Here is a 22509-nt window from a genome sequence, read left to right as displayed (position 1 = left end):
ATAGGGGGCTGCCACCCATCTGCGGGGTTCCGGCGCGCAGTACCCGTCTCCACAGTGGCGGCCTTCCCCAGCCAGAAGGACCGTCATGAAGCCTGTCGTCAGTTTCCGCCCTGCGGTGATCGCCATCGGTGCCGCCTTGCTCGGCGCCTGCGCGGGCACACCGCCCGCGCCCAGCTTCGACCCGCAGTCCGACATCCGCGCGCAGGCGGCAACCTTCATCGCGACGAACAAGGATGCGAAGAAGATGGGCGATGCCGGCCGCGGTGCGGTGCTCGCCTGCAACGTGATGTTCGCGCATCGCGCCGCCGCGCATGCGGGCACCGGCGGCGGGCTGTTCGACCACAGCGGCAAGACCCGGGCCGAGGCCAAGGTGTCGGTGTTCTACACCCTCGTGGGCCTCACCGAGGCCGACTACCAGCGCATGACCGACGCCATCTGCGCCAGGGCCGAACAGCAGCTCGTCGCGCAGGGCTTCCAGCTCGTGCCGCGCGCCGAACTCGAATCCAGCCCGCAGTATCAGGCGCTGCGCGCGGCCGGACGCGACACGCCGTATGACTTCAAGCCGCCGAACGGCGACAGCAAGGCGCGCTACATGGTCTATTCCGCCGGCGGGGCCACGCTCTACGACGCGCGTTACATCGGCGCCGTGTCGGGTCTCGGGCAGGCGCTCAAGGCGGCCAAGGGCACCTCCGCCGACCAGATGGCCACGTCGGTGATGGACGGCTTCGGCGCCGACGGCATCAGCATCAACCTGCTCGTCGACTTCGCGCAACTGCAGTCCAGCGGCGCATCGAAGACCTGGCAGCTGGCAGCGGTCGACAAGGCCGAGGTCAGCGGCGAGGTCGGACTGAGCATCTCCGGCGACGTGTCGTTCCGCCTCGCCCGGCATCTGGACTGCTGGGACCGCTTCGGCAAGCGCGAGTGCATGGTCAAGAACGGCAACACGCCGATGTTCTCCAGCAAGATGCCGGTGCTGATGCGCGAGCCGTTCTACGAGAGCGTGGAGAACACGACGACGACCGGCGACAAGGCCACCGCGGTGCTGACCAAAGGCCTGGCGATACTGTCGGCGATGGGCGGCGTCAGCTCGACCAGCTACGACACGACGCGCTACGAGGTACGCGTCAACCCGGCGCAGTTCGGCGAAACCGCCGTGACCGGTGCCGAACGCTTCGTCGACATGGCGCTGATCACCGCCAGCGCCACCCGCTGATCGCGCACCGTCCCCAAGCACTGACTACGACTCCGATCCGGGGGCGTGCGCAGGCGCGCCCCGGATCACGCCGATCCATTCGCGCCTCACGTTCGCCCCCCTGCTTCGCCGTCTCCGGAACCCGCGCGCTACGATGCCGGTCTGTAGAGCCCTTCCGGATCGACGCAACAGGAGATGACGATGACCGCTTCCGCGCTGCGCGCGGCACTGACCGCGGCGCCAATGCTGCTTGCCCTGCACGCCACTGGCGCGTCTGCGGCTCTGGACGCCGCAACCGGCAAAGCCCTGGATGCCGCCATCGCCGGCGATCACCGCAGCGCGGAGAACAAGGCCCGCGACGTGCATCGCAAGCCGCGCGAGGTGCTGGAGTTCGTCGGCCTGCGCCGCGACATGACCGTCGTCGAGATGTCGCCCGGCGCCGGCTGGTACACCGAGATTCTCGGGCCGGTTCTTGCGGACCAAGGGCGCCTGTATGCCGCCCAGTTCGCACTCAACGACGTGCCGACCTACCAGCGGCGGCTGCTCGGCAGCTTCCTGACCAAGCTCGCCGCGACGCCGGACCTCTACAAGAGCACGGTGATCACGCATTTCGCGCCGCCGTATGCGCTGGAGATCGCGCCCCGCGCCAGCGCCGACCTGGTACTGACGTTCCGCAACCTGCACAACTGGGCCGCGGAGAACGAGGCCGGGGTGTCGTGGAGCAACGTCGCGTTCAAGGCGATGTACGACGCGCTCAAGCCCGGCGGCACGCTCGGCATCGTCGATCACCGCTGGCCCGACCCCAAGACCGAGAATCCTGCGGATCGCAACGGTTACATCTCGGAGGAGCGCACGATCCGTCTCGCCGAGGCGGCCGGCTTCAAGTTCGCCGCACGCTCCGAGGCGCTGCGCAACCCCAAGGACACCCATGATCACCCGCGCGGCGTGTGGACGCTGCCACCGTCCCTGGCGCTGGGCGAGCAGGATCGCGACCGGTATCTCGCCATCGGCGAGTCCGACCGCTACCTGCTCACGTTCACCAAGCCGACCGAGTGAACCGTTAGGCTACGCCTCCCAATCGAGAGGAGACGTTTCATGATCGGCTACGTGACCATCGGGACCAACGACATGCCGCGGGCCGCGGCGTTCTACGACGCGCTGCTCGCCGAACTGGGCGCCAAGCGCATGATGGAGTTCGCCAACGGCATCGCCTGGTCCAACGGTCAGGGCGCGGCACTGTCGGTGGTCACGCCCTTCGACAAGCAGGCCGCGACGGCCGGCAACGGCACCATGGTGGCGCTCGCCGTCGGCAGCAAGGCGCAGGTCGATGCGATGCACGCCAAGGCCCTCTCGCTCGGCGCAGGCGACGAAGGTGCCCCGGGCGCCCGCGGCGAGACCTTCTACGGCGGCTACTTCCGCGACCTCGACGGCAACAAGCTGAACTTCTTCTTCATGGGCTGATCGCGCATGGCCCGGGCTCCTGCCGGCCTCGCAGGCAGGAGCCCGAAGCTCGACGCATCGCGACCCGGGACGCGGCACGGCGAGCACGCGGGGCATGGGCATCACCCGCACCACACGACGAGGACAGCAGCCAGGGACTCCGGCTTGTATAGTGTTACGTTATAACGTTATTGTTAACGGCGCGAGACGCATCCGATCGAAGATCGATCTCGATGTGCCCGGCGCGCTCGCGTAGAAACACCTTGCCCCCTGACTCACCCCCTGCGTCGCGGAGATCACCCAATGACATCCACGCTCCCGGTGACGGTTCTGTCCGGCTTTCTCGGTGCCGGCAAGACGACGTTGCTGAATCACGTCCTTTCGAATCGCGAGGGGCGCCGTGTCGCCGTGATCGTCAACGACATGAGCGAGGTCAATGTCGATGCGGCGATCGTCGATGGTCAGGCCGCGCTGTCGCGCACCGAGGAGAAACTGGTCGAGTTCAGCAACGGCTGCATCTGCTGCACGCTGCGCGACGACCTGCTCAAGGAGGTCACGCGCCTGGCGCGCGAAGGCCGCTTCGATCATCTGCTGATCGAGTCGACGGGCATCTCCGAACCGATGCCCGTGGCCGCGACGTTCGCCGTGCGCGACGAGGCCGGCTTTTCGCTGTCGGACCTTACGCGCATCAACTCGATGATCACCGTCGTCGACGCCAGGAACTTGCTTCGCGACTACTGCTCCACCGATTTCCTGCGTGATCGCGGAGAGTCGCTGGGCGAGGAAGACGAGCGCAACGTGGTCGACCTTCTGGTGGACCAGATCGAGTTTGCCGACACCATCGTCGTCAACAAGATCTCCGAGGTCGATGCGGAGCAGCGACGCGACGTGCTGGCCGTCGTCAAGGGCCTGAACCCGGGAGCGCATGTCGTGCTCGCCGACTTTGGCCGCGTGCCGATCGCCGAGCTGCTCGACGGTTTTCGCTTCGATCCCGCGCAGGCCGAGCGCAATCCGGGCTGGGCCCGGGAGTTGCGCGGCGAGCACACGCCGGAAACCGAGCAGTACGGCATCACCAACTTCGTCTATCGCGAACGCCGGCCCTTTCACCCTCAACGCCTGCACGACTTCATCCATTCGAGCTGGGAGGGCGTGATCCGTGCCAAGGGCTGGTTCTGGCTCGCCAGTCGTCCGGACTTCGTCGCCCAGCTCTCGCAGGCGGGAGGCACGCTTTCCCTGGGCGCCGTGGGCTTGTGGTGGGCCAGCCCGCGCGCCGATCGCGCCCCGCCGGCAGTGATGGAGCGTCTGCGACCGGTCTGGGACGACACCTACGGCGATCGCCGGCAGGAGCTGGTCTTCATCGGCATCGGCGCGGACGAGGCAGCGCTGCGCGCGCGGCTGGACGCCTGCCTGCTCACCGATGCCGAGATCGCACTGGGCCACCCCGCATGGAAAGCCTTGCCCGACCCATTCCCCCCATGGCGCATCGACGCCACCGAAACGGAGGCAGCATGAACGCACCCGTCCCCACTGACGGCCGCATGGTCGCGTTCGACGAAAAGAATGCAGCGAGCTATGACGAACGGTTCGCGCCATTGGCAGCGATGACGCAGGCGCTGCACCTGCTCATGCGTGGCCTTTGGCAGGAACTGCCGGAGCAGGCGCGGATTCTCTGCGTCGGCGCCGGCACCGGTGCGGAGATGATGGCGCTGGCACCGCACTTCCCCGGTTGGCACTTCACGGCCGTGGACCCCTCGGGACCGATGCTGGCCATCTGCCGGCGCAAGGCCGAGGCTGCCTGCTTCGCGCATCGCTGCAGTTTCCATGAGGGCTATCTGGAGTCCCTGCCTCGGGGCGAACCCTTCGACGCCGCGAGCTGCGTGCTCGTATCGCAGTTCCTGCTCGACCGCGAGGCGCGCATCAGCCTGTTTCGCGACATCGCCTCGCGCTTGCGGCCCGGCGGCCGGATGATCAGCGCAGACCTGGCGGCCGACCTCGACCGCGCACCGGGCAGCGAACTGCTCGAGCAGTGGATGCGCCTGATCCGTCTCACCGGGGCCAGCGCCGAGCAGTGCCATCAACTGCGCACGGCGTATCGGCGCGATGTCAGTGTCGTGCCTCCCGCCCGGATCGAATCCATCCTCGCCGAGGCCGGGTTCGCCAGCTCCCTCGAGATCTATCACTCCCTGCTGCTGCACGCCTGGGCGAGCCGGGTCGCTCCCTCGTCTGCTGCTGCGAGCCGATCCCGGTGAGCGTCCTTGTGGAGCAACGCGCCGGCGAAGCATCGTCATGTTGACGCCAATCCCGCTCCGACACTCGGGTGACCGCGTCGCGATTCTCCTGTCCGCAGTCTGCCTCGTGCATTGCCTGCTCCTTCCGCTGGTGGTGACTCTGCTGCCGTGGCTGGTCTGGCTGGTGGACAACGATGCGGTCGTTCATCGCTGGCTGCTGATCGGCATCGTCCCCGTCAGTGCCGTCGCGCTGATCCGCGGCTGCGCGCGCCACGGTCAACGCGCGTTGCTCTGGCTCGGAGTGGCAGCCATCTCCATGCTGATGGGCGCCGCGCTGTGGGAATCCGTGCCCGAGGCCTGGGAGTCCGCACTGACCTTCCTGGGCAGCGTCGCGCTGTCCTCCACGCATGTGCTCAATCTGCGCGCCTTGCGGCGATGGGCCCCGGCCGGAGCCGCCGTTGCCTGAGTCCCCAGCCCCACACGCGCCACCGCTGCCGGTGTGCCTGCTCACCGGTTTTCTCGGCGCGGGCAAGAGCACGCTGCTGAACTTCGTGCTGCGGCATCCGCAGATGGCCGGCACAGCCGTCGTGATCAACGAGTACGGATCGGTGGGCATCGACCATCACCTCGTGGAGTCGGCGTCCGACGACACCGAGCTGATCGCCGACGGCTGCCTGTGCTGTACCGCCAGCGGCCAGCTGGCCGAGTCGCTGCTGGCGCTGCTCGAACGCGCACGCCGACGACAGTTCCATTTGCGCCGCATCATCATCGAGACCACCGGACTGGCCGAGCCGGGCCCGATCCTCAGCCAGTTGCTGCGCCACGAGACGCTGCGCGAGCGGTTCGTCGTCGACAGCGTCGTCACGTTGGTCGATGCCTCCAATGCAGCGGCCACGCTGGCGGATCACGACATCGCCGTGTCGCAGATCACCGCTGCCGACCGCCTTCTGGTGACCAAGACCGATCTGGTGGATGCCGCCGCCGCGCGGCAACTGCAGTACAGGCTGGCCGAGATGAATCCGGACGCGGTGATCGAGCACGTCGTCGCCGGCACCGCGCAGCCGGCGCAGCTGTTCAGCGGCGCGCATCGCCGCGCCACGAGCGGCGCCGACTTCGGGTCGTTGTTCGCCAAGGTCGGTCAGATTCGTTTCGCGCCGGCGGCACGGCTTTCACCCTCCGGGCCGCTGATCAATCCGCGACCCCCTTCCGAGCAGGACATCCAGACCTTCGGCCTGATTCTCGACGAGCCGCTGCCCGAATCCACCTTCAACTCCTGGCTCGCGTTCCTGCGCACGCTGTGCGGCCCGACGCTGCTGCGCATGAAGGGCCTGGTGAACATCCAGGGCAGGAATGTCCCGACAGTGCTGCACGGCGTGCAGCAGACGTTTCATCCGCCGCAGACGCTGCCAGCCTGGCCGGACGAAGACCGGCGCACGCGACTGGTGTTCATCACGCGCGGCTGGTGGCAGGACATCGTCGGCTCCACGCTCGAATGGTTGCGGGCGCGCAAACCGCGATCGGTGACGGACCAGCCGGCATGAAGCATGCGGTCGCGGCACTGATGCTGGGTGCCGGAGGCATGGCTGCGGTTGCACAGGTGCCCGCACCAACGGACGCGCCCGCCACACCAGTCTCGCGCTTAGCCGACAAGGCGGGCGACTCATCGCGCCGCCCCAAGGCAATGGACGCCGATGCGCCACCGATGTATCGAGGGCCGATGAATGGCGGCGTGCTCTGGAGTCCGGGTTTCGGGCCCCGAATCGGCGGCTGCTGCCACGAAGGGGCGGACGGACAGCTTTACTGTCACGGCGTGGGTTTATGACGGTCCTGCAGATCGACAATCTCGGCTTCTCCTACGGGCAGCGCACCGTCTTGCGTCTGGACACGCTGACGCTGAACGAGGGCGACACCTGTGCCGTCATCGGCCCGTCCGGCTGCGGCAAGACGACGCTGCTGCACCTGATCGCCGGTCTGCTGCAGCCTGCGCAGGGCTCGGTCGCGGTCTGCGGGCAGCGGCTCGACGCGCTCGATGCAAGTGCCCGCGACCGCTTCCGCGGACATCACCTCGGCATCGTGTTCCAGCGGCTGCATCTGCTGCCCGCACTCGACGTGCTGGAGAACCTGTTGCTGGCGCAGCGGCTCGCACGCGTGTCACCCGACGCAAAGGACGCGCGTCGGCTGCTCGATGCCCTCGGCGTCGGCGAGTTCGCGCGAGCGCGGCCCGCGCAGTTGAGTCAGGGGCAGGCCCAGCGCGTCGCCATCGCGCGGGCGCTCGTGCACCGGCCGGCGCTGCTGCTCGCCGACGAACCGACGTCCAGCCTCGACGACGATAACGCCGAGCGCGCGATCGATCTGCTGCAGGACCAAGCGCGTGCCGTCGGCGCGGCCTTGCTGGTCGTCACGCATGACCGGCGCATCCGCGGCTGGCTGGCGCGCGAGGTTCAGCTGGAGCCACCGGCATGACCTGGCTGCGCCTCGCGCTCGCCAATCTGCGCGCCGCGCCGCTCACCTCGCTGGTGAACGCGGCGCTGCTGGCGCTGGGCACCGCGAGCATCGTGCTGCTGTTGCTCATTGGCGAGCAATTCTCGTCGACGCTGGCACGCGACGCGCGCAGCATCGATCTGGTGGTCGGTGCCAAGGGCAGCCCGGTGCAGCTGGTGCTGTCCAGCGTGTATCACGCGGACGTTCCGACCGGGAACATCGTGAAAGCGGATGCCGATCGCTGGGCCGCCGATCCGCGCGTGGCGCATGCCGTGCCGCTGTCGCTCGGCGACAGCTATCGCGGCTTTCGCATCGTCGGCACCACGACCGACTACCCGGCGCTGTACGCCGCGCAGCTCGCCTCCGGACGTTTCTGGGAGGCGCCAATGGAGGCCGTCGCCGGCGCCGCGGCGGCGCGCGAGGCGGGGCTGGTTCAGGACAGGCGCTTCGCCGGCGCGCACGGACTGGTCGATGGCGGGCATGAACATGCCGGACAGCCGTATCGCATCGTCGGTGTGCTTCAGCCTACTGGCACCGTGCTCGATCGCCTGATCCTCACTTCGCTCGACAGCGTCTGGAATCTGCACGGCGAACATGAGAGCGCGCACGACAATCATGAGCACGACCATGACCAGAACCCTGAGGATGAGCACGATCACGGCGAAGCGCATGAACACGACCATGCCGATGCACACGACGACGCGAGAGAGAACACCTCAATGCTGATCCGCTACGCCTCGCCGCTCGCGGCGACCACGCTGCCGCGGCAGATCAATACCGAGTCGCAGCTTCAGGCTGCCGCACCGGCATTCGAGGTGACCCGCCTGCTCAATCTCGTGGGCCTCGGGCTCGATGGCCTGCGCGCCTTTGCCGGCGTGCTGATTCTCACCGCGGGATTCAGCGTCTTCGCCGCACTGTATGGCGCGCTCAAGGCGCGCCGCTACGATCTGGCGATGCTGCGCTGCCTGGGTGCCACGCGCACCGAGCTGCTGTGGAGCCTGCTGCTGGAAGGCCTGATGCTCGCAGCGCTCGGCGCGGTGCTCGGGCTGGCGCTCGGGCACGGCACGATGGAGCTGATCGGCCGCTGGCTTGCGGCCAGCCGGGGGGTCTCGGCCACCGGCTGGGTCTGGCTGCCGACGGAGTCCTGGCTGCTGCTCGGCCTGCTCGTCATCGGCGTGCTGGCGGCCGCCCTGCCGGCGTGGCAGGCCTACCGTGCGGATGTTGCACGGACTCTGGCAGGCTGAGCGCATGCGCCTGCTCGTCGCCACGCTACTGGCTGCAGTCCTGCCGCTGCAGGCCTGCAACCGAAAAGCCGAACCGCCGGAATCGACGGGCCTGACCGCTGAGGAACTGGCTGCCGAAGCCCCGGCGTCGAAAACCGACGATCCCTTCGCCGGCACGCCTTCCGCCGTCACCTATCCGCAGCCACCGGCCACGCGCACGCCGGTCGATGCCGCGGATGCCGGCCCGGTGATTCTCGAACTGATCTCCGAGACCGCCTACCTCAACGAGCGCCGCCAGTACGTCGTCGACCTGCTCGAACGGGACATGGCCTACCTGACGCTGGTGGTCACGGATCAGGACGGCAATCCGGTGCAGGGGGCGCAGCTGGAGTACGCGATCAGCGGCAGCTCGCGGGTCGTGCCGATCGGCGAGGACCCGGTCACCGACGACCTCGGCTGGTCCGAGATCGGCGTCGTCGGCGGCGAGATGGGCGCGGACACGCTGACCGTGACCTACCAGGACCGCTCGCTCGAGGTGCTGATCAACGTCATCAGCCTGCAATCGGTGGGCTTCGCGAGCCTCGACGAGGACCAGGCCGATCTGCGATGGGACACGCTGATGCAGGCACGACTGCGTTTCGACGCCGACAACCGGGTGTCCGCCGAATTCCCGGGCGCAGTGGCCGAGCAGAGCGGCGAGAAGGTGAAGCTCATCGGCTTCATGATGCCGCTGGAATCCGAGGAGAAGCAGAAGCACTTCCTGCTGACCTCCAATCCGCCGAGCTGCTTCTTTCACATTCCCGGCGGGCCCGCGGGTGCGGTCGAGGTGTTCGCGCAAAAGGGCATCAAGGCGTCCTGGGATCCAATCCTGCTCGAAGGACGCTTCGAGACGGTCCAGGGCAGCGAAACCGGCGTGATCTATCGCCTTCACGATGCGCGGGTCGTCTCGCGATGAACGCTCGGGTTGCCTATGCCGCTGCTCGGAACGGGACTAAGCTTCGCCGATGAAAGCTCGAAAGACCGCCACGCGTCGCCTGCGCGCACCCAGCCTGCCTGCGGCCGCGCTGCACCGCGCCGAGCAGCTCTGTACAAAAGCCGGAGAGCGGCTGACGCCGGCGCGCATCAATGCCTACGCCGAGCTGCTGACGCAGAAGAACCCCATCTCCGCCTACGAGTTGCTTGCGCTGATGGAGCAGCGGGAAGGCCGCAAGCTGGCGCCCTTGACGGTCTACCGCCAGCTCGACTTTCTCGTGCGCGTCGGCCTCGTGCACAAGCTCACTTCCGCGCAGGCCTACGTGGCCTGCGAGCACCCGGATCATCCGCACGACACCCTGTACCTCGTCTGCTCGTCCTGCGGCAAGGCCGACGAGCTGGAATCCGAGCGTGTCGCGGAGCTGCTCAGCAAGGCGGCGAGGAGCCGCGGCTTCAAGCCGGGCAAGGCCATCGTGGAAGTCCCCGGCCTGTGCCAGACCTGCCGGCAGCCGCCGGACGGCGCCGACGGCATCGGAGTCGCAGGCGCCCGGTGACCCGCCGGCCGGGTCAGATTGCCTGCGCCCCGGTCGCGGCTGAAGTCGCTCCTACATGGGTTCTCGATCGCGCGGCCGCAACACGAACCGCGCGATCGCCGGCCCCAGCAGCACGGCGCCGAGCATGTTGGCGCTGAACATCACGACCAGCAGCAGGCCCATGTCGCGCTGGAACTGCAGACCCGAGAACAGCCACGCGAACACGCCGCCGGCGAGACACAGGCCGGTGAAGATCACCGCCTTGCCGGTCTGGCGCAGGGTCGCGACGTAGGCGTCGCGCAAGTCCAGCTTCGCGTCGTCGAGCTGGTGACGCAGCACGTCGTAGACGTAGATGCCGTAGTCCACGCCGATGCCGACCGCGAGCGTGACCACGGGCAGGGTCGCGACCTTGAGGCCGATGCCGGCCACGGCCATCAGCGCGTTGGCGAAGATCGTCACCAGGAACAAGGGCACGCCGATGATCGCCACGCCGGCGAGCGAGCGGTAGGACAGCACCAGCAGCACGCCGATGACGGCGTAGACCCAGAGCACGGTCCGCAGCTCGTTGTCCTCGATGACCTCGTTGGTCGCGGCCATCACGCCGACGTTGCCGGAGGCCATCGCGAAGTGCACCGGACAGGCCAGCGGTTCCTCGGCCACTTCGCCGGTGCGGCGCAGTTGCAGGCGTTCGGCGCAGGCGGCGGCATCGGCCTGCGGATGCGCGGCGTAATACTCGGCCGCGTTGGCTTGGTTGAAGCGCTGCACGGCATCGGTGATGCGGTGGATCGTCGAGGCGCGGTGATCGGTCGTGTACAGATAGACCGGCATCGCGCTGCAATCGACGTTGAGCAGGCCGGTGCGGGTTTCGACCGGCTTGGTTGCGAGCACCAGCGAATCGCGGTTGCGCGGCAGCACGCGCTGCTTGATGTGCCCCTCCCAGAATCCGGAGTAGACCTTGCGCGCCACGTCAGGCAGGGCCCGCGAGGAGGTCACGCCCTCGGTGTTCCGCAGATGCCAGGCGAAGCGGTCGATCTGCTCCAGCGCCTCGTACTCGATGCACGACCACGGATCAGCCTCGGCGATGACCGTGAACACGTCGGTGGCAATGCTGAAGTTGCGGGCGATGGCGCGCGAATCGACGTTGTAGACCGAGTCCGGCCGCAGCTCGGGCACACCGGTCTGCGCATCGCCGATGATGCGCCCGTCCTGCAGATGCCAGCTCGCGGCGAGCACGACGGCCGCCAGCGTCAGCAGGCCGGCGGCCACCGGCCGCGTGGTGACCACTGCCATGCGCTGCCACAGGGCCTCACCGGCCAACGCGAGCCGCGCACGGCGGGCGCGGAAGCCGTCGACGCCATGCACGCGCAGCGTCGACAGCCAGATCGGCATCATCAGCTTGTTGGTGACGATGACCGCCAGCATGCCGAGACAGGCGTTGATCGACATCTCGCGGATCACGCCGATGGGCACCAGCGCGATCGTCAGGAAGCCGGCCACGTTGGTGATCAGCGCGATGCTCCCGGGAATGAACAGCCGCCGGAAGGTCTGGCGCGACGCCTCGAAGGGATCGCGCCCGCGCACGATCTCGTCCGCCCAGAAGTTCACGTACTGCACGCCGTGCGAGGTCGAGATCGCCAACACCAGGAACGGCACCATGATCGCGAACGGATCGAGCCCGAAACCGGCCGTGCGCAGCAGGCCCAGTTCCCAGATCACGGCGACGATCGAGCACAGCATCGGCAGCCAGGCCAAGCGCAGGTCGCGCAGGTAGACCCACAGTGCGACGAAGGTGCCGAGCAGGGTCAGCACGAAGAACAGCATCACCTGCTGTGTCGCCGCCGAGACGTCGCCGACCACCTTGGCGAAGCCGATGATGTGCACCGACAGGCCGGGGTGGTAGGCCGGATTGTCGACGCGCTCGACCGTCAGCAGGCGGCCCGGCACCTCAATCACGCGCTTGCCGCCGATCTCGTCGCGATCGTGCACGTCATAGGATCGCAGCCAGCGTCGCCAGCCCGGATCACCGTAGCGCTCGGCGACGACGCTGCCTGCTGTCAGATGAGCGTAGTCGCGGGTCAGCCGCAGCACGTACTTGTCCGGACTGGTGAGCTGGCCGCGGACCTTGTCCTCGAGGTTCTCGGCGACGTGGACCAGGTCGGTGCCGGCATCGGTCTCCGGATCGCGCTCGAGCACGTCGGCGTAGACCAGTGCGCCGCGCTGGTCGTTGGAGACCAGCCGGCCAATGACCCCGGCCTTGCCGACGTGCTCGCGGATCAGCGCGAACATCTCGGGCGACGGCGCATAGCTGGCCGGAATCACGTCTTCGGAGCGGAAGCCGCCGTTCTCGACCACCTCGAGAAAGCGCACGTTGCGCGTGAAGATCGACGACAGCTCGGTGCGGTCGATGCCGCGCGTGAACTCGACCTCGCTCGTGGCCAGCTTGAGGCTGGCGAGAAAGCGCTCGTTGTAGATCTCGCCGTCGTCCGGATCGTCCTGCATCAGCGCCACCAGCACCGCGTTGGCGCCGCCGACGTCGCCGCGGTACTGCTCGAACACCTGCATGTACGGATGATCCGTCGGCACCGTCTTGCCGAAGCTCGCGTCCGGTTCCAGGCGCAGGGCCTGCACCGCCATCAGCGCCGTCATCAGCACCAGCAACACGACGCTGATGCGCCGGCCGCGCGGCGAATAGAGCGCCGGCTCGACGACGCGCAGGATGGTTTCGGCGTTCACACGCATGCGAAGAGTCCGCGAAGGTTCGGGCGAGAGTGTCACAGAAAGCGCAGCGGCCTGTTCTCCCCCGCGCGGATCAGGCGCCGCAACGCAAACGGGCCCGCGAACGGGCCCGTAGCGAATGCCGGCGACACGGCGATCAGTGCGCGGCTGCCGGTGCCGAGCCGTGCGCCTTGGCTGCCTTTTTCGCCGCCACGGCGGCGTAGTCCCGGCCGATATACAGGTACATCGCCGGTACCACGTACAGCGTGAACAAGGTGCCGATGGTCATGCCGGCGGCGATCACCAGACCGATCGAGAAGCGCGAACCGGCGCCCGGACCCTCCGCGAACAGCAGCGGGAACATCGCGATCACCAGTGCCGCCGTGGTCATCAGCACCGGCCGCAGACGGATCGACGCCGCCTCCTCGATCGCCTCGCGCTTGCCCATTCCCTGTTCCTGCAGCTTGTTCGCAAACTCCACGATCAGGATGCCGTGCTTGGAGATCACGCCGATCAACGTGACCAGGCCAACCTGGGTGTAGATGTTCAGCGTCATGCCCGGGAACTGCGCGATCTGCATGCTGTTGAGAATCGCGAAGATGTTGAGCACCAGCAGTGCGCCGCAGATCGACATCGGCACCGTGACCAGCATGATGATCGGATCGCGGAACGACTCGAACTGTGCCGCCAGCACCAGGTAGATGAGAATCAGCGCGAACACGAAGGTCGTCGCCAGCGCCGTGCCCTCCTGCTTGAACTGACGCGAGGCGCCGGCATAGTCGGTCTGGAAATTGGCCGGTGCCAGCTCCGCGAACAGGTCCTCGAACACCTTGAGCGCTTCACCCTGCGGGATGTCCGGCCGCGGCACCGCGATGATCGTGTTGGAGTTGAGCTGCTGGAAATGCTCGATCGTGCGGGGGATGACGCGGTCCTCGAGCTTCACCAGCGTGGACAGCGGGATCAGCTCGCCGTTGCGCGCGCGGGTGTAGTAGCCCTCGAGTTGCTGCGGGTTGATGCGCTCGCCGCGCGTGACCTGCTGGATCACCTTGTACGAACGGCTGTCGTAGGAGAAGCGGTTGACCTCGCCTCCGGCCAGCAGCGCCGCCATGTCGGCGGACAATGCGCCCATGTCGACGCCGAGCATCGCCGCCTTGTCGCGGTCGATGTGGATGCGCGTCTCCGGTTTGTCGATGTGCAGGCGCTGGCCGATGAAGAAGAACTGCTTGGTGGCCTCGGCACGCTCGACGATCTGGTCGCCGATACGCGCGATGGTCTCCGGCGGCGCCGTCGACTTGAGCACGAACTCCACCGGATAGCCCTGCCCGGGGGTCGGCAGCGCCGGCGGCTGGATGCCGGTCCAGCGCAGGCCCGGAAGCTTGTTCAGCTTGCCCTGCAGCTCGGAAAGAATCGTCGGCGTGAGCCGCTCGCGTTCGGTCCAGTTACGCATCACCATGCCCATGAACGCGGTGTTCGTCGCGTTGCCGTTGGAGATGCTGAACGTGAAGATATTGTCGACGTCCGGATCTTCGAGCGTGATCTTCTGCGCCGCCTGGAACTGCTCCTCGAGGTACTCGGGCGAGGCGTAGCCGTCGACCTCGTTGATCGAGAACGCGAAGCCGAAGTCCTCCTGCGGCGCCAGTTCGCCGGGTGTCGAGACATAGAGGAAGCCGCAGGAGACGAACACGATCACGCCGAAGACGCCGATCACGTGGCGCGTGTTCAGAGCGCCGTGCAGACGCTGCTTGTAGCCGTTGCGCCAGCTTTCGAACTTCGCGTCGAGCCAGTCGGCCAGGCGGTTGGGCTCGGCGTCCTCGCCGTGGGTAGGCTTGAGAATGCGCGCGCACATCATCGGCGTGAGCGTCAGGGCGATGATGCCGGAGATCAGTACCGCGCCGGCGAGCGTGAACGCGAACTCGCTGAACAGCTTGCCGGTGATGCCGGACAGGAAGCCGATCGGCGCGTAGACCGCCACCAGCGTGATCGTCATCGCGATCACCGGGCCGACCAGCTCGCGCGCACCCTTGATCGCAGCATCGAAAGGCTTCATGCCTTCCTCGATATGCCGATGCACGTTCTCGAGCACGATGATGGCGTCGTCGACGACCATGCCGATGGCCAGCACCATCGCCAGCAACGTCAGCAGATTGATGGTGTAGCCCATCACCAGCATGATGAACAGCGCGCCGACCAGAGACAGCGGAACGGTGACCGCCGGGATCAGCGAGCTGCGCACCGAGCCGAGGAACAGGAAGATCACGGCGAGCACGATCAGTACGGCCTCGATCAGAGTCGTGCGCACCTCGGCGATCGCCTCGCGGATGTACTCGGTGGAGTCGTAGCCGATTTCCGCCTCGAGCCCTTCCGGCAGCGCCTGCTTGATCGACGGCCACACCTTGAGCACGTCCTCGATGACGTCGAGCACATTGGCCTCGGGACGCACGAACACGGCGATGAACAGGGCCGGGTCGCCGTTCCAGCCGGCGCCGCCATCGTAGTCCTCCGCACCGAGCACGATATCGGCCACGTCACCCAGGCGCACGACATCGTCGCCCTCGGTGCGCAGCACGAGCTGGCGGAACTCGTCCGTGGTACGCAGGTCGGTCTGGGCAGACAGGCCGATGCGCACATAGTTGCCCTTGGCCTCGCCAACCGCCGACAGCACGTTCTGCTCGCGGATGCGGCCGTAGACCTCGCTCGCGGTGAGATTGTGCGCCGCCAGACGGTCCGGCTTGAGCCAGACGCGCATGGCATAGGTGCGGGCACCCTGGATTTCCGCCTTCTCGACGCCGGGAATCGTCGACAGCTGCGGCTCGACGACGCGGATCAGGTAATCGGTGATCTGGCTCTTGTCGAGCACCTTGGAGTAGACCGAGATGTACATCGCGGCGGTACCGCCGCTCTCGCCGATCTCGACCACCGGGTCCTCCGAGGCCTCGGGCAGCTGGCGGCGCAGCTTGTTGACCTTGGCGGAAATCTCCGTCAGCGCCTCGTTCGGATCCTTGTCCAGGCGCAGGTTCGCGGTGATCGTCGCGATGCCCTGCGCGGTGCTCGAGGTCATGAAGTCGATGCCGTCGGCGGTCGCGATTTCGCGCTCCAGCGGCGTGGTGATGAAGCCGTCCATCAGCTCGGCCTCGGCACCCGGGTACGCGACGCTGATGTTGATCTGCGCGTTCTGCAGCTCCGGGTACTCGCGCACGGTCAGGTCGGCCCCGGCGCGTAGGCCGAGCAGCAGGATGACCAGGCTGACCACGGTGGCCAGCACCGGGCGCTTGATGAAGATGTCGGTGAAGTGCATGAGGTCGCCTCAGGTCTGCGGCGGCTGCGGATCGAGCTTGGCGTCCGGCGCCAGGCCGTTGTCGATATGGACCGGTGTCTGGTTGCGCAGCTTCATCAGGCCCGAGGTGGCAACGCGGTCGCCCGGCTGCAGCCCCTCGATCACAGCGACGAAATCGCCGCGGCTGTCGCCGATCCGCACGAAGCGCTGCACCACCTCATCCTTCGGCCCCTGCTGCTCGCCGCCCTCGCTGCCCTCGGGCGGCTTGCGCGGCTGCAGCACGAACACCGAGGTGCCGTAGGAGCTGTACTCGACGGCAGTGCGGGGAATCGCCAGCACCTCGCGCTCGCCGGGCAGCGACAGCACGACGCGCCCGAACTGACCGGCGCGCAGCAGTCCGTCCGGATTCGGCAGGCGCGCACGCAGACCGAAGTTGCGCGTGGCCGGATCGACGCGTGGCTCCACCGCGAGCACCTCGCCGGTGAAGCGCTGCTGCGGATAGGCATCGACGCGCACGCTGACCTTGAAGCCGGCCTGCACGGTACCCGTGTACTGTTCCGGCAGGCTGAAATCGACGTCGATCGGATCGAGCGACTGCAGCGTGACGATCGGCGTTCCCGGCGAGACGTACTGCCCGACGTTCACCTGGCGGATGCCGAGCTGGCCCGCGAACGGTGCGCGGATCTGCTTCTGCGCCACGCGACCGGCCTGCGCCTCGGCAGCAGCCTTGGCCGCATCGGCCTCGGCCACGGCGGCGTCGTAGTCGGACTTGGAGATCGCCTCGAGCTTGTAGAGCTGCTCGCGCCGCTTGCGGTTGAGCTCGGCCAGATCGGCCTGCGCACGCAGGCGCTTGAGGTCGCCGATCTGCTCCTCGCTGTCCAGCGAGACCAGCAGCTTGCCCTTCTCCACCCGGTCGCCCGACTCGAAGTGGATGGCCTCGACGATGCCGCCGGCCTCGGAGGTGAGGTCAGCGCCGTTGACCGCCACCAGCGTGCCGATCGCCTCGAGCCGGTTGTCCCAGCGCATCGACTGCACCTCGCTGGCACTGATCGTCGCCGGCGGCGTCGGCATGTTCTCGAGGTATTGCGCCATCATGAAATTGCCGAACCACTTCGCGCCGAATACGGCACCGAAGACGATGGCGAGCAGCACGAGCATGATCACCATGCGCACGGCAGTCCTGCGCCCGGAGCTGGCGGCGGTATCGTGGTTCGAGGGGCTGGGGGCTCGGGGATTCATAATCCGTGTCCTGAATGTTCGGTGTGCGCGTTACGGCGCCGGGGGGTAGCGAAGAAGCGTGTCGATCTGATCGAAATCCGCGGCGGACAGTTCTCCGGCGCGCTGCCTGAGTTCGAGCAGTTTGAGCAGCAGGTTGTAGCGGGTGCTGTTGAGTTCGCGCCTCGCCTGCACGACGCGCGACTTGGCGTCGAGAACGTCGGTGATCGTGCGCGTGCCGGCATCGTAGCCGGCACGCGTCGCCGCCTCGGCAGCCAGCGCCGACTCCAGCGAGCGCTGGTAAGCATCGACCTCGAAGTAGGCGGTCGACGCCTGGCGGTAGCTCTGCCGGGTCAGCCGCTCGACCTCCAGCGTCACCCGCGTCAGCTCGGCCTGCGCCGCCCGTTCGCTGGCCTCAGCCTGGCGCAGACGCGCGGCATTGATGCCGCCGGCATAGATCGGCACGCTGAGTTCCACGCCCACGCGAGCGTCGTCCTGGAGCTGGCCCAGCTCGTATTCGCTGCTGTCGACCCGCCCCGCCGAGGCGACCAGGTCGAGGACCGGCGAGGCACTGGAACGGGCGCTGCGCCGGTCGGCGCCGGCGATCAGCGCCGCGTGTCGGGCGAGCGCAATGCTCGGACTCTGCTCGCGCGCCGCGGCCACCCACTCGTCGACGTTGGCGGGCGCCAGCGGCGGGAAGGCCAGGTCGTCATCCAAGGCGGGCAGCGCGACGTGGCCGCTGCCGGTGATCTCCTCGAGCGCATCCTGCGCGGTAATCAGCCCGGTCCTGGCCGACAGCAGCCGCGCCTGCGCGAGATCATCGCGCGCCTGGGCCTCCTTCAGATCGGTGCCCGGGACCAACTCGACCTCGTAGCGCTTGCGCGTGTCCTCCAGCGACTCGCGCACGGCCTCGGCTTCGGCCTCGGCCTGGGTGAGTTCGTCCTGGGCAAGCAGCACGCCGAAGTACCGCTCGGCCACGCGGAACAACGTCGCCAGTTCGCGCTCGCGCAGCGCCGCATCGGCGCGCGAGTCGAACAGACGCGAACGGTCGCGACGCGCGAACCAGTCGAGCCGGAACAGCGGCTGGCGCAACTCCACCTGCGCGGACCAGCCCTCGTAGTCGTCCTGCGACTGACCGAAAGCCGCTTCCAACTCCGTGTCGGCGTAGTAGTAGCTGCCGCCGAGCGTGACGCTGGGCAGCAGGCTGCCGAACTCCTGGCGACCCTGCTCGCGGTCGGCCTCGTACTGGGCGCGCGAGGCGGCGACGTAGGGATCGTGCTCGGCCGCCCGTTCGTAGGCCTCGCTGAGGCTCATCGCCGAGGCCGGCGTCAGGGCCGCCGCGGCGAGCAGTCCGAGCAAGGGTGCGAGTGTCCGCTTACTGCGCAGGGCACAGGTCATGGAAAACCTCGTTGGTGATTCGTTGGATCAGCCGGTCGGTGGCACGCACGTCCTCCGGATCGGCGAGCGGCTGCCAGCCGAGCCCGTTGAGCATGGCCTGGACGTGCCGGCACATCAGGAGGTAGGAATCGCCGACGGCGAAGTCCTCGAGCACGCCTTCGGCATGCACGAGGTTGTGGATGCCGTTGCACAGCGCCCACAGGCCGGTGCAGACCTCCTCGGGCGACATGCCGCCGAGCGCGAGATCGCCGGCCGCGACGGCGTCGCGGACGATGCCGATCACGATCTCGCCGATCGGCCGCCCGGCCTCGAGGAAGTCCTGGCGACGCTCGGCCGAGGCGGCACGCCAGACGACCTCGCACAGTGCGTACTGGGCGATGCGGAAGTGTTCGGGGTAGTTGCGCACGAAAATCATGTCGGCAACGGCGATCGCGAACATGCGCTCGCGCGGACGTGCCTCCCATTGCGCGACGCGCCGGAACATCTCGGTATGCGCCTGCGACTGCAGGGTGGTCAGCGCCAGCAGCAGGTCTTCCTTGCTCGCGAAGTGCTGGTAGAGCGTGCCGACAGCGTACTCGCACTTCTCGGCAACCTTGCTGACCTGCAGGTTGAGCAGGCCGTTGGCGCTCACGAGCTCGTAGGCAGCGTCCAGGAACTGACGCTCGCGCTCGGCGAATTCCCGCTGCTTGCGTTCCTTGGTCCCCACGATCCGGCCCGAAATGTTGCGGCGCAACGAATAGGTCGCGAATTTTGAATCCGGTTCATTATCGGAGTCAAGCTCTTCAATTTGAGCGGTTTTGCGCGCGCAACTCTCCTATCTATTTGATTCTATTTGACATCGACCGCCAACCGCCGCCCCTGCCCGGGCGGAATCGGTCGCAGCGGGCTGTCCGCCGATGCCGCCAGCGTCAGTCGGCGGACGCCGGTCTGGCCTCGATCACGCGGCGCTGATCGGGGGAAAGCAGTCCCGCCATCGCGAACAGGGGCTGCAGTTCGGCAGGCACGTCCAGCTTGGACAGTCCGCCGAGCAGGCCGCCACCGCCGCTGCAGACTTCCTCGTTGTCGATCTGGTCCGACAGCTCGGGCAGGGCCTCGTCGATCCAGCGCGCGATCAGGTTGACCGCTTCGCCGTGCACCACCGTGCGCGCCAGCGGCGGCATGCGCACGCCCGGCTGATCGCTGGCGGTGCGGAAGTACAGGATCGAGTCGGTGGACGCCCCCGGCACGATGTCGTACTGCAGACCGCCCGAACCGCGGCCGGCGGCCACCGGTTTCTTGCAGATGCCATAGCGCTGGTCGACCCGGCGATACGCGTCGAGGTAGAGCCCCGAATTGGAGCCGCCGCCCTGCGGGTGATGGCAGTGCGCGCAGTTGACCTCGAGATAGGCGCGCATGCGCGCATGCACATCGGCGGGCGACTCCGGCAGCTCGCCGCTGCTGCCGGCGACGTTCCACTTCGGCGAGCGCTCGACGCCGATGCCGGGCAGGCCGCTGAGCAGCCCCTTCATCTGCATGTAGTCGAGCTGGTTCATCTCGCCGACGTCGGCGAAGACATTCGTGCGGTTGAGAAAGCGCGGCTTGGGCCCGATCGGGGCCGAACCGGCTTCGCGGTTCTCGTCGGCGTGACAGGTCAGGCAGTTCAGTGCCGCCGGAATGCCGTAGTTGGCCACGCTGCCGCGGTAGCGCACCGGCTGGCCATCGGTCGTGCGCACTTCGTCGTCCGGATCGGCATAGTCGTACTCGACCGCCTTGTTGCCGCCGGCGACCGCGAGTTCGGCATAGCGGCTGCCGTCGTCCGCGGTCTTCCAGATATAAGGCAGGCCGACCCAGTTCACGCCCTCCTCGGTCTGCCGCTTTATCAGCAGGCGCGTCTCGACGATGTCTTCGCTCAGCGGCGCACCGCTGTCGTCCTCGACCGGGAAGGAGAAGGTCTTCGCGATCACGGTGCCAACGGGGAAGTCCAGGGTCGCCGTGACACCGTCGTCGTGATCCCGGTAGACCGCCTGCGTGCCGTCCGGCACGAACAGGAAGCGGTACTTCTTCGCGTAGTCGGAGAACAGCGCGCTGTTGAGCTCGAACGGCATGCCCTGCCCGCTCGGGCCGCTGCGCGGATCGGCTGGATCGGTGAACAGCCCGTAGTCGGCGAGACGCGGGCAGTTGTAGTGCAGCACGGCGTCCATGTTGACGTGCCCGGCGCGGCCCTTGCTGCAGGCCGCGGCCACGGCAGCCGGATCGGGCCGCGCACCGGCGCTGTCCGGGTCGGGCTCGTAGGGCAGGTCCAGCACCGGCTCGGGGTGCGCCGGCAGTTCGCAGCGGTGCGGCGCAAGGTCCGTCGACGCCGGCCGCAGCAGGTCGACGATCAGCGTCGCCGGATCGCTCGACGTGATGTTCGCGCGCAAAAACGGCGTCGTCAGCGTGCCGAGCACCGATCCGCCGCTGACGAACTCGTTGGTCTCGGCGATGCACAGCCAGTTCTCCGGCTTGTTGAGTTCGCCTTCGTCGTCGAACTTCCAGGCGTTCCACTTGCACTCCGGGTCCTGGTCCTCGCGCGTGACGTTCGGCCGGCCGCGTTCGTCGGTGCGACCGCCCTGCTCCTCGTGCGGGTAGTGGGCGTTGGGCTCGGTCAGCGGCACGCCGTCGCCGTCCTTCGGAATCGAGGTGCAGTCGTTCGGCGCGTCCTCGGCACCGTCCCAGACGATGTGTGCCGAGCGGCCGAGGTTCTTGATGCGCAGCAGCAGCGGCAGCAGGCTCGCTTCGCCGCGGGCCGGATCGGGCTCCTGCGGGTTGCCGCCGTTGTTGCGGAACACGTTGTGGTGGATGTACAGCCCTTCGGGGAAGAAGTCGTAGCGCAGGTCCGGGTACTCCGGCGACGCGAGACCGAAGTTGACGATCGCGATGCCGGTGGTGTCGTTGTCGTAGATCTCGTTGTCGTGAATCTCGAGCTGGTCGGTCGCGAGGATCAGCATGCCGGTGCCACGCGGCGTCAGGCCGACGATGTTGCCGATCGGCGCGAAGTTGTCGGTGTTGTTGTCGTACGACTTGTTGCGGCGGACGATGTTCTTGGCGCCGTACTGGCGCAGGTCCGGCAGGTCGAAGACCAGAAAGCCGCCGGTATTCTTCGTGGCCACGTTGTCTTCGAACACGGCGCGGAAGGTGTTCTCGAACTCGAAACCGGCGACGTTGTAGGTCGCGTAGCAGTTGCGCACCAGCACATCGCTGGTCTGGCCGACGTAGATGCCGGCGTCGGAGGCGCCGTGGGCCTCGCAGTCCTCCATCAGCACGTGGCGGGTCTCTACCGGATAGAGCCCGTAGGCGCCGTTCTCGGGACTGACCTCGTAGCCCTCGTCGGTCTCGTCGCGGCCTTCGCTGTCGCGCCAGCGCGCGCGCACGTCGCGCATGGTGATGTACTCGGAGCGGAACACGCGGATGCCGTTGCCCGGCGTGTCCTCGACGGTGAAGCCTTCGAGCACGAGGCCGTCGGCGTGCACGGCGTTGATGCCCTCGGCGCTGTCGCTGTTCCTGAAGTTGAGGATGGTCTGATTCATGCCGGCGCCGCGCACGGTGATGCCGCGCTTGCCGTTGAGAATCAGGCCGGTGGTCATCTCGAAGGTGCCGGCACAGAACTCGATGGTGTCGCCTTCGCGCGCATCGAAGAACGCCGTCAGAATCTCCTCGCGCGCCGTCGCGCCGGGACAGATGCGGAAGGTCTTGACGCCGGCGTCGCCGCCGCCACCGGGCGCGGTCACATCCGGCACCGAACTGCTGCCGCAGGCGGCCAGCAGCGCCGTCGCGACCGCCACCACCGCCCACCGAACCGCTTTCGTCTGCATCCCCATGT

At 67.6% G+C, this 22509-nt stretch carries 17 protein-coding genes; 11 read left to right on the top strand and 6 right to left on the bottom strand.

Annotation, left to right across the window (positions count from 1 at the left end; translation table 11 throughout):
- Window positions 1–85: 85 nt before the first annotated feature.
- The 11 genes from C8D93_RS16695 to C8D93_RS16645 all read left to right on the top strand — a co-directional run bounded on the left by C8D93_RS16695 (window position 86) and on the right by C8D93_RS16645 (window position 10090).
- Entirely contained in the window at window positions 86–1213 is a 1128-nt protein-coding gene (locus C8D93_RS16695; protein ID WP_110266366.1) for a hypothetical protein, read from the top strand.
- Between the two features lie 180 nt (window positions 1214–1393).
- Window positions 1394–2248, top strand: a complete 855-nt coding sequence (locus C8D93_RS16690; RefSeq protein WP_110266384.1) for a class I SAM-dependent methyltransferase — start codon at window positions 1394–1396, stop codon at window positions 2246–2248.
- A gap of 39 nt (window positions 2249–2287) precedes the next feature.
- Window positions 2288–2653, top strand: a complete 366-nt coding sequence (locus tag C8D93_RS16685) for a VOC family protein (protein ID WP_110266365.1) — start codon at window positions 2288–2290, stop codon at window positions 2651–2653.
- Between the two features lie 282 nt (window positions 2654–2935).
- Window positions 2936–4144 (top strand): GTP-binding protein, encoded by a 1209-nt coding sequence (locus C8D93_RS16680; protein WP_110266364.1) that lies wholly within the window; start codon window positions 2936–2938, stop codon window positions 4142–4144.
- A 26-nt stretch (window positions 4145–4170) separates the two neighbouring features.
- Window positions 4171–4881: a class I SAM-dependent methyltransferase gene (locus C8D93_RS16675; RefSeq protein WP_110266363.1), complete on the top strand. Its 711-nt coding sequence runs from the start codon at window positions 4171–4173 to the stop codon at window positions 4879–4881.
- Window positions 4882–4918: 37 nt separating this feature from the next.
- On the top strand, window positions 4919–5326 hold the full coding sequence (locus C8D93_RS16670; protein WP_110266362.1) for a MerC domain-containing protein: 408 nt from the start codon (window positions 4919–4921) through the stop codon (window positions 5324–5326).
- Window positions 5319–6401 (top strand): CobW family GTP-binding protein, encoded by a 1083-nt coding sequence (locus C8D93_RS16665; protein WP_170124075.1) that lies wholly within the window; start codon window positions 5319–5321, stop codon window positions 6399–6401. Before C8D93_RS16670 ends, C8D93_RS16665 begins: the two co-directional genes overlap by 8 nt.
- Before the next feature lie 277 nt (window positions 6402–6678).
- Window positions 6679–7323 (top strand): ABC transporter ATP-binding protein, encoded by a 645-nt coding sequence (locus tag C8D93_RS16660; protein WP_110266360.1) that lies wholly within the window; start codon window positions 6679–6681, stop codon window positions 7321–7323.
- Window positions 7320–8585, top strand: coding sequence for an ABC transporter permease (locus tag C8D93_RS16655; protein ID WP_110266359.1), 1266 nt, complete (start codon window positions 7320–7322; stop codon window positions 8583–8585). Before C8D93_RS16660 ends, C8D93_RS16655 begins: the two co-directional genes overlap by 4 nt.
- A 4-nt stretch (window positions 8586–8589) precedes the next feature.
- On the top strand, window positions 8590–9519 hold the full coding sequence (locus C8D93_RS16650) for a DUF3299 domain-containing protein (RefSeq protein WP_110266358.1): 930 nt from the start codon (window positions 8590–8592) through the stop codon (window positions 9517–9519).
- Window positions 9520–9568: 49 nt separating this feature from the next.
- Complete coding sequence (locus C8D93_RS16645; RefSeq protein WP_110266357.1) at window positions 9569–10090, top strand: Fur family transcriptional regulator; 522 nt, start codon at window positions 9569–9571, stop codon at window positions 10088–10090.
- Between the two features lie 51 nt (window positions 10091–10141).
- Here C8D93_RS16645 and C8D93_RS16640 read toward each other — a convergent pair whose 3' ends face one another.
- The 6 genes from C8D93_RS16640 to C8D93_RS16615 form a co-directional block, all read right to left on the bottom strand.
- Complete coding sequence (locus C8D93_RS16640; RefSeq protein ID WP_110266356.1) at window positions 10142–12808, bottom strand: efflux RND transporter permease subunit; 2667 nt, start codon at window positions 12806–12808, stop codon at window positions 10142–10144.
- 133 nt (window positions 12809–12941) lie between these two features.
- Window positions 12942–16079, bottom strand: a complete 3138-nt coding sequence (locus tag C8D93_RS16635; RefSeq protein WP_110266355.1) for an efflux RND transporter permease subunit — start codon at window positions 16077–16079, stop codon at window positions 12942–12944.
- Window positions 16080–16088: 9 nt separating this feature from the next.
- Window positions 16089–17297 carry an efflux RND transporter periplasmic adaptor subunit gene (locus C8D93_RS16630; protein WP_211307395.1) on the bottom strand — a complete coding sequence of 403 codons (1209 nt, stop codon included), beginning with the start codon at window positions 17295–17297 and terminating at the stop codon, window positions 16089–16091.
- A 30-nt stretch (window positions 17298–17327) separates the two neighbouring features.
- Entirely contained in the window at window positions 17328–18671 is a 1344-nt protein-coding gene (locus tag C8D93_RS16625) for a TolC family outer membrane protein (protein ID WP_110266354.1), read from the bottom strand.
- Window positions 18649–19377, bottom strand: coding sequence for a TetR/AcrR family transcriptional regulator (locus tag C8D93_RS16620; RefSeq protein WP_110266382.1), 729 nt, complete (start codon window positions 19375–19377; stop codon window positions 18649–18651). The genes C8D93_RS16625 and C8D93_RS16620 overlap by 23 nt, the downstream gene beginning before the upstream one ends.
- Before the next feature lie 202 nt (window positions 19378–19579).
- Complete coding sequence (locus C8D93_RS16615) at window positions 19580–22507, bottom strand: parallel beta-helix domain-containing protein (RefSeq protein WP_170124074.1); 2928 nt, start codon at window positions 22505–22507, stop codon at window positions 19580–19582.
- Window positions 22508–22509 lie beyond the last annotated feature (2 nt).

It is taken from the genome of Sinimarinibacterium flocculans (genome assembly GCF_003201205.1).
Lineage (GTDB): Bacteria > Pseudomonadota > Gammaproteobacteria > Nevskiales > Nevskiaceae > Solimonas > Solimonas flocculans.
This window is presented reverse-complemented; position numbering and strand designations above follow the sequence as displayed.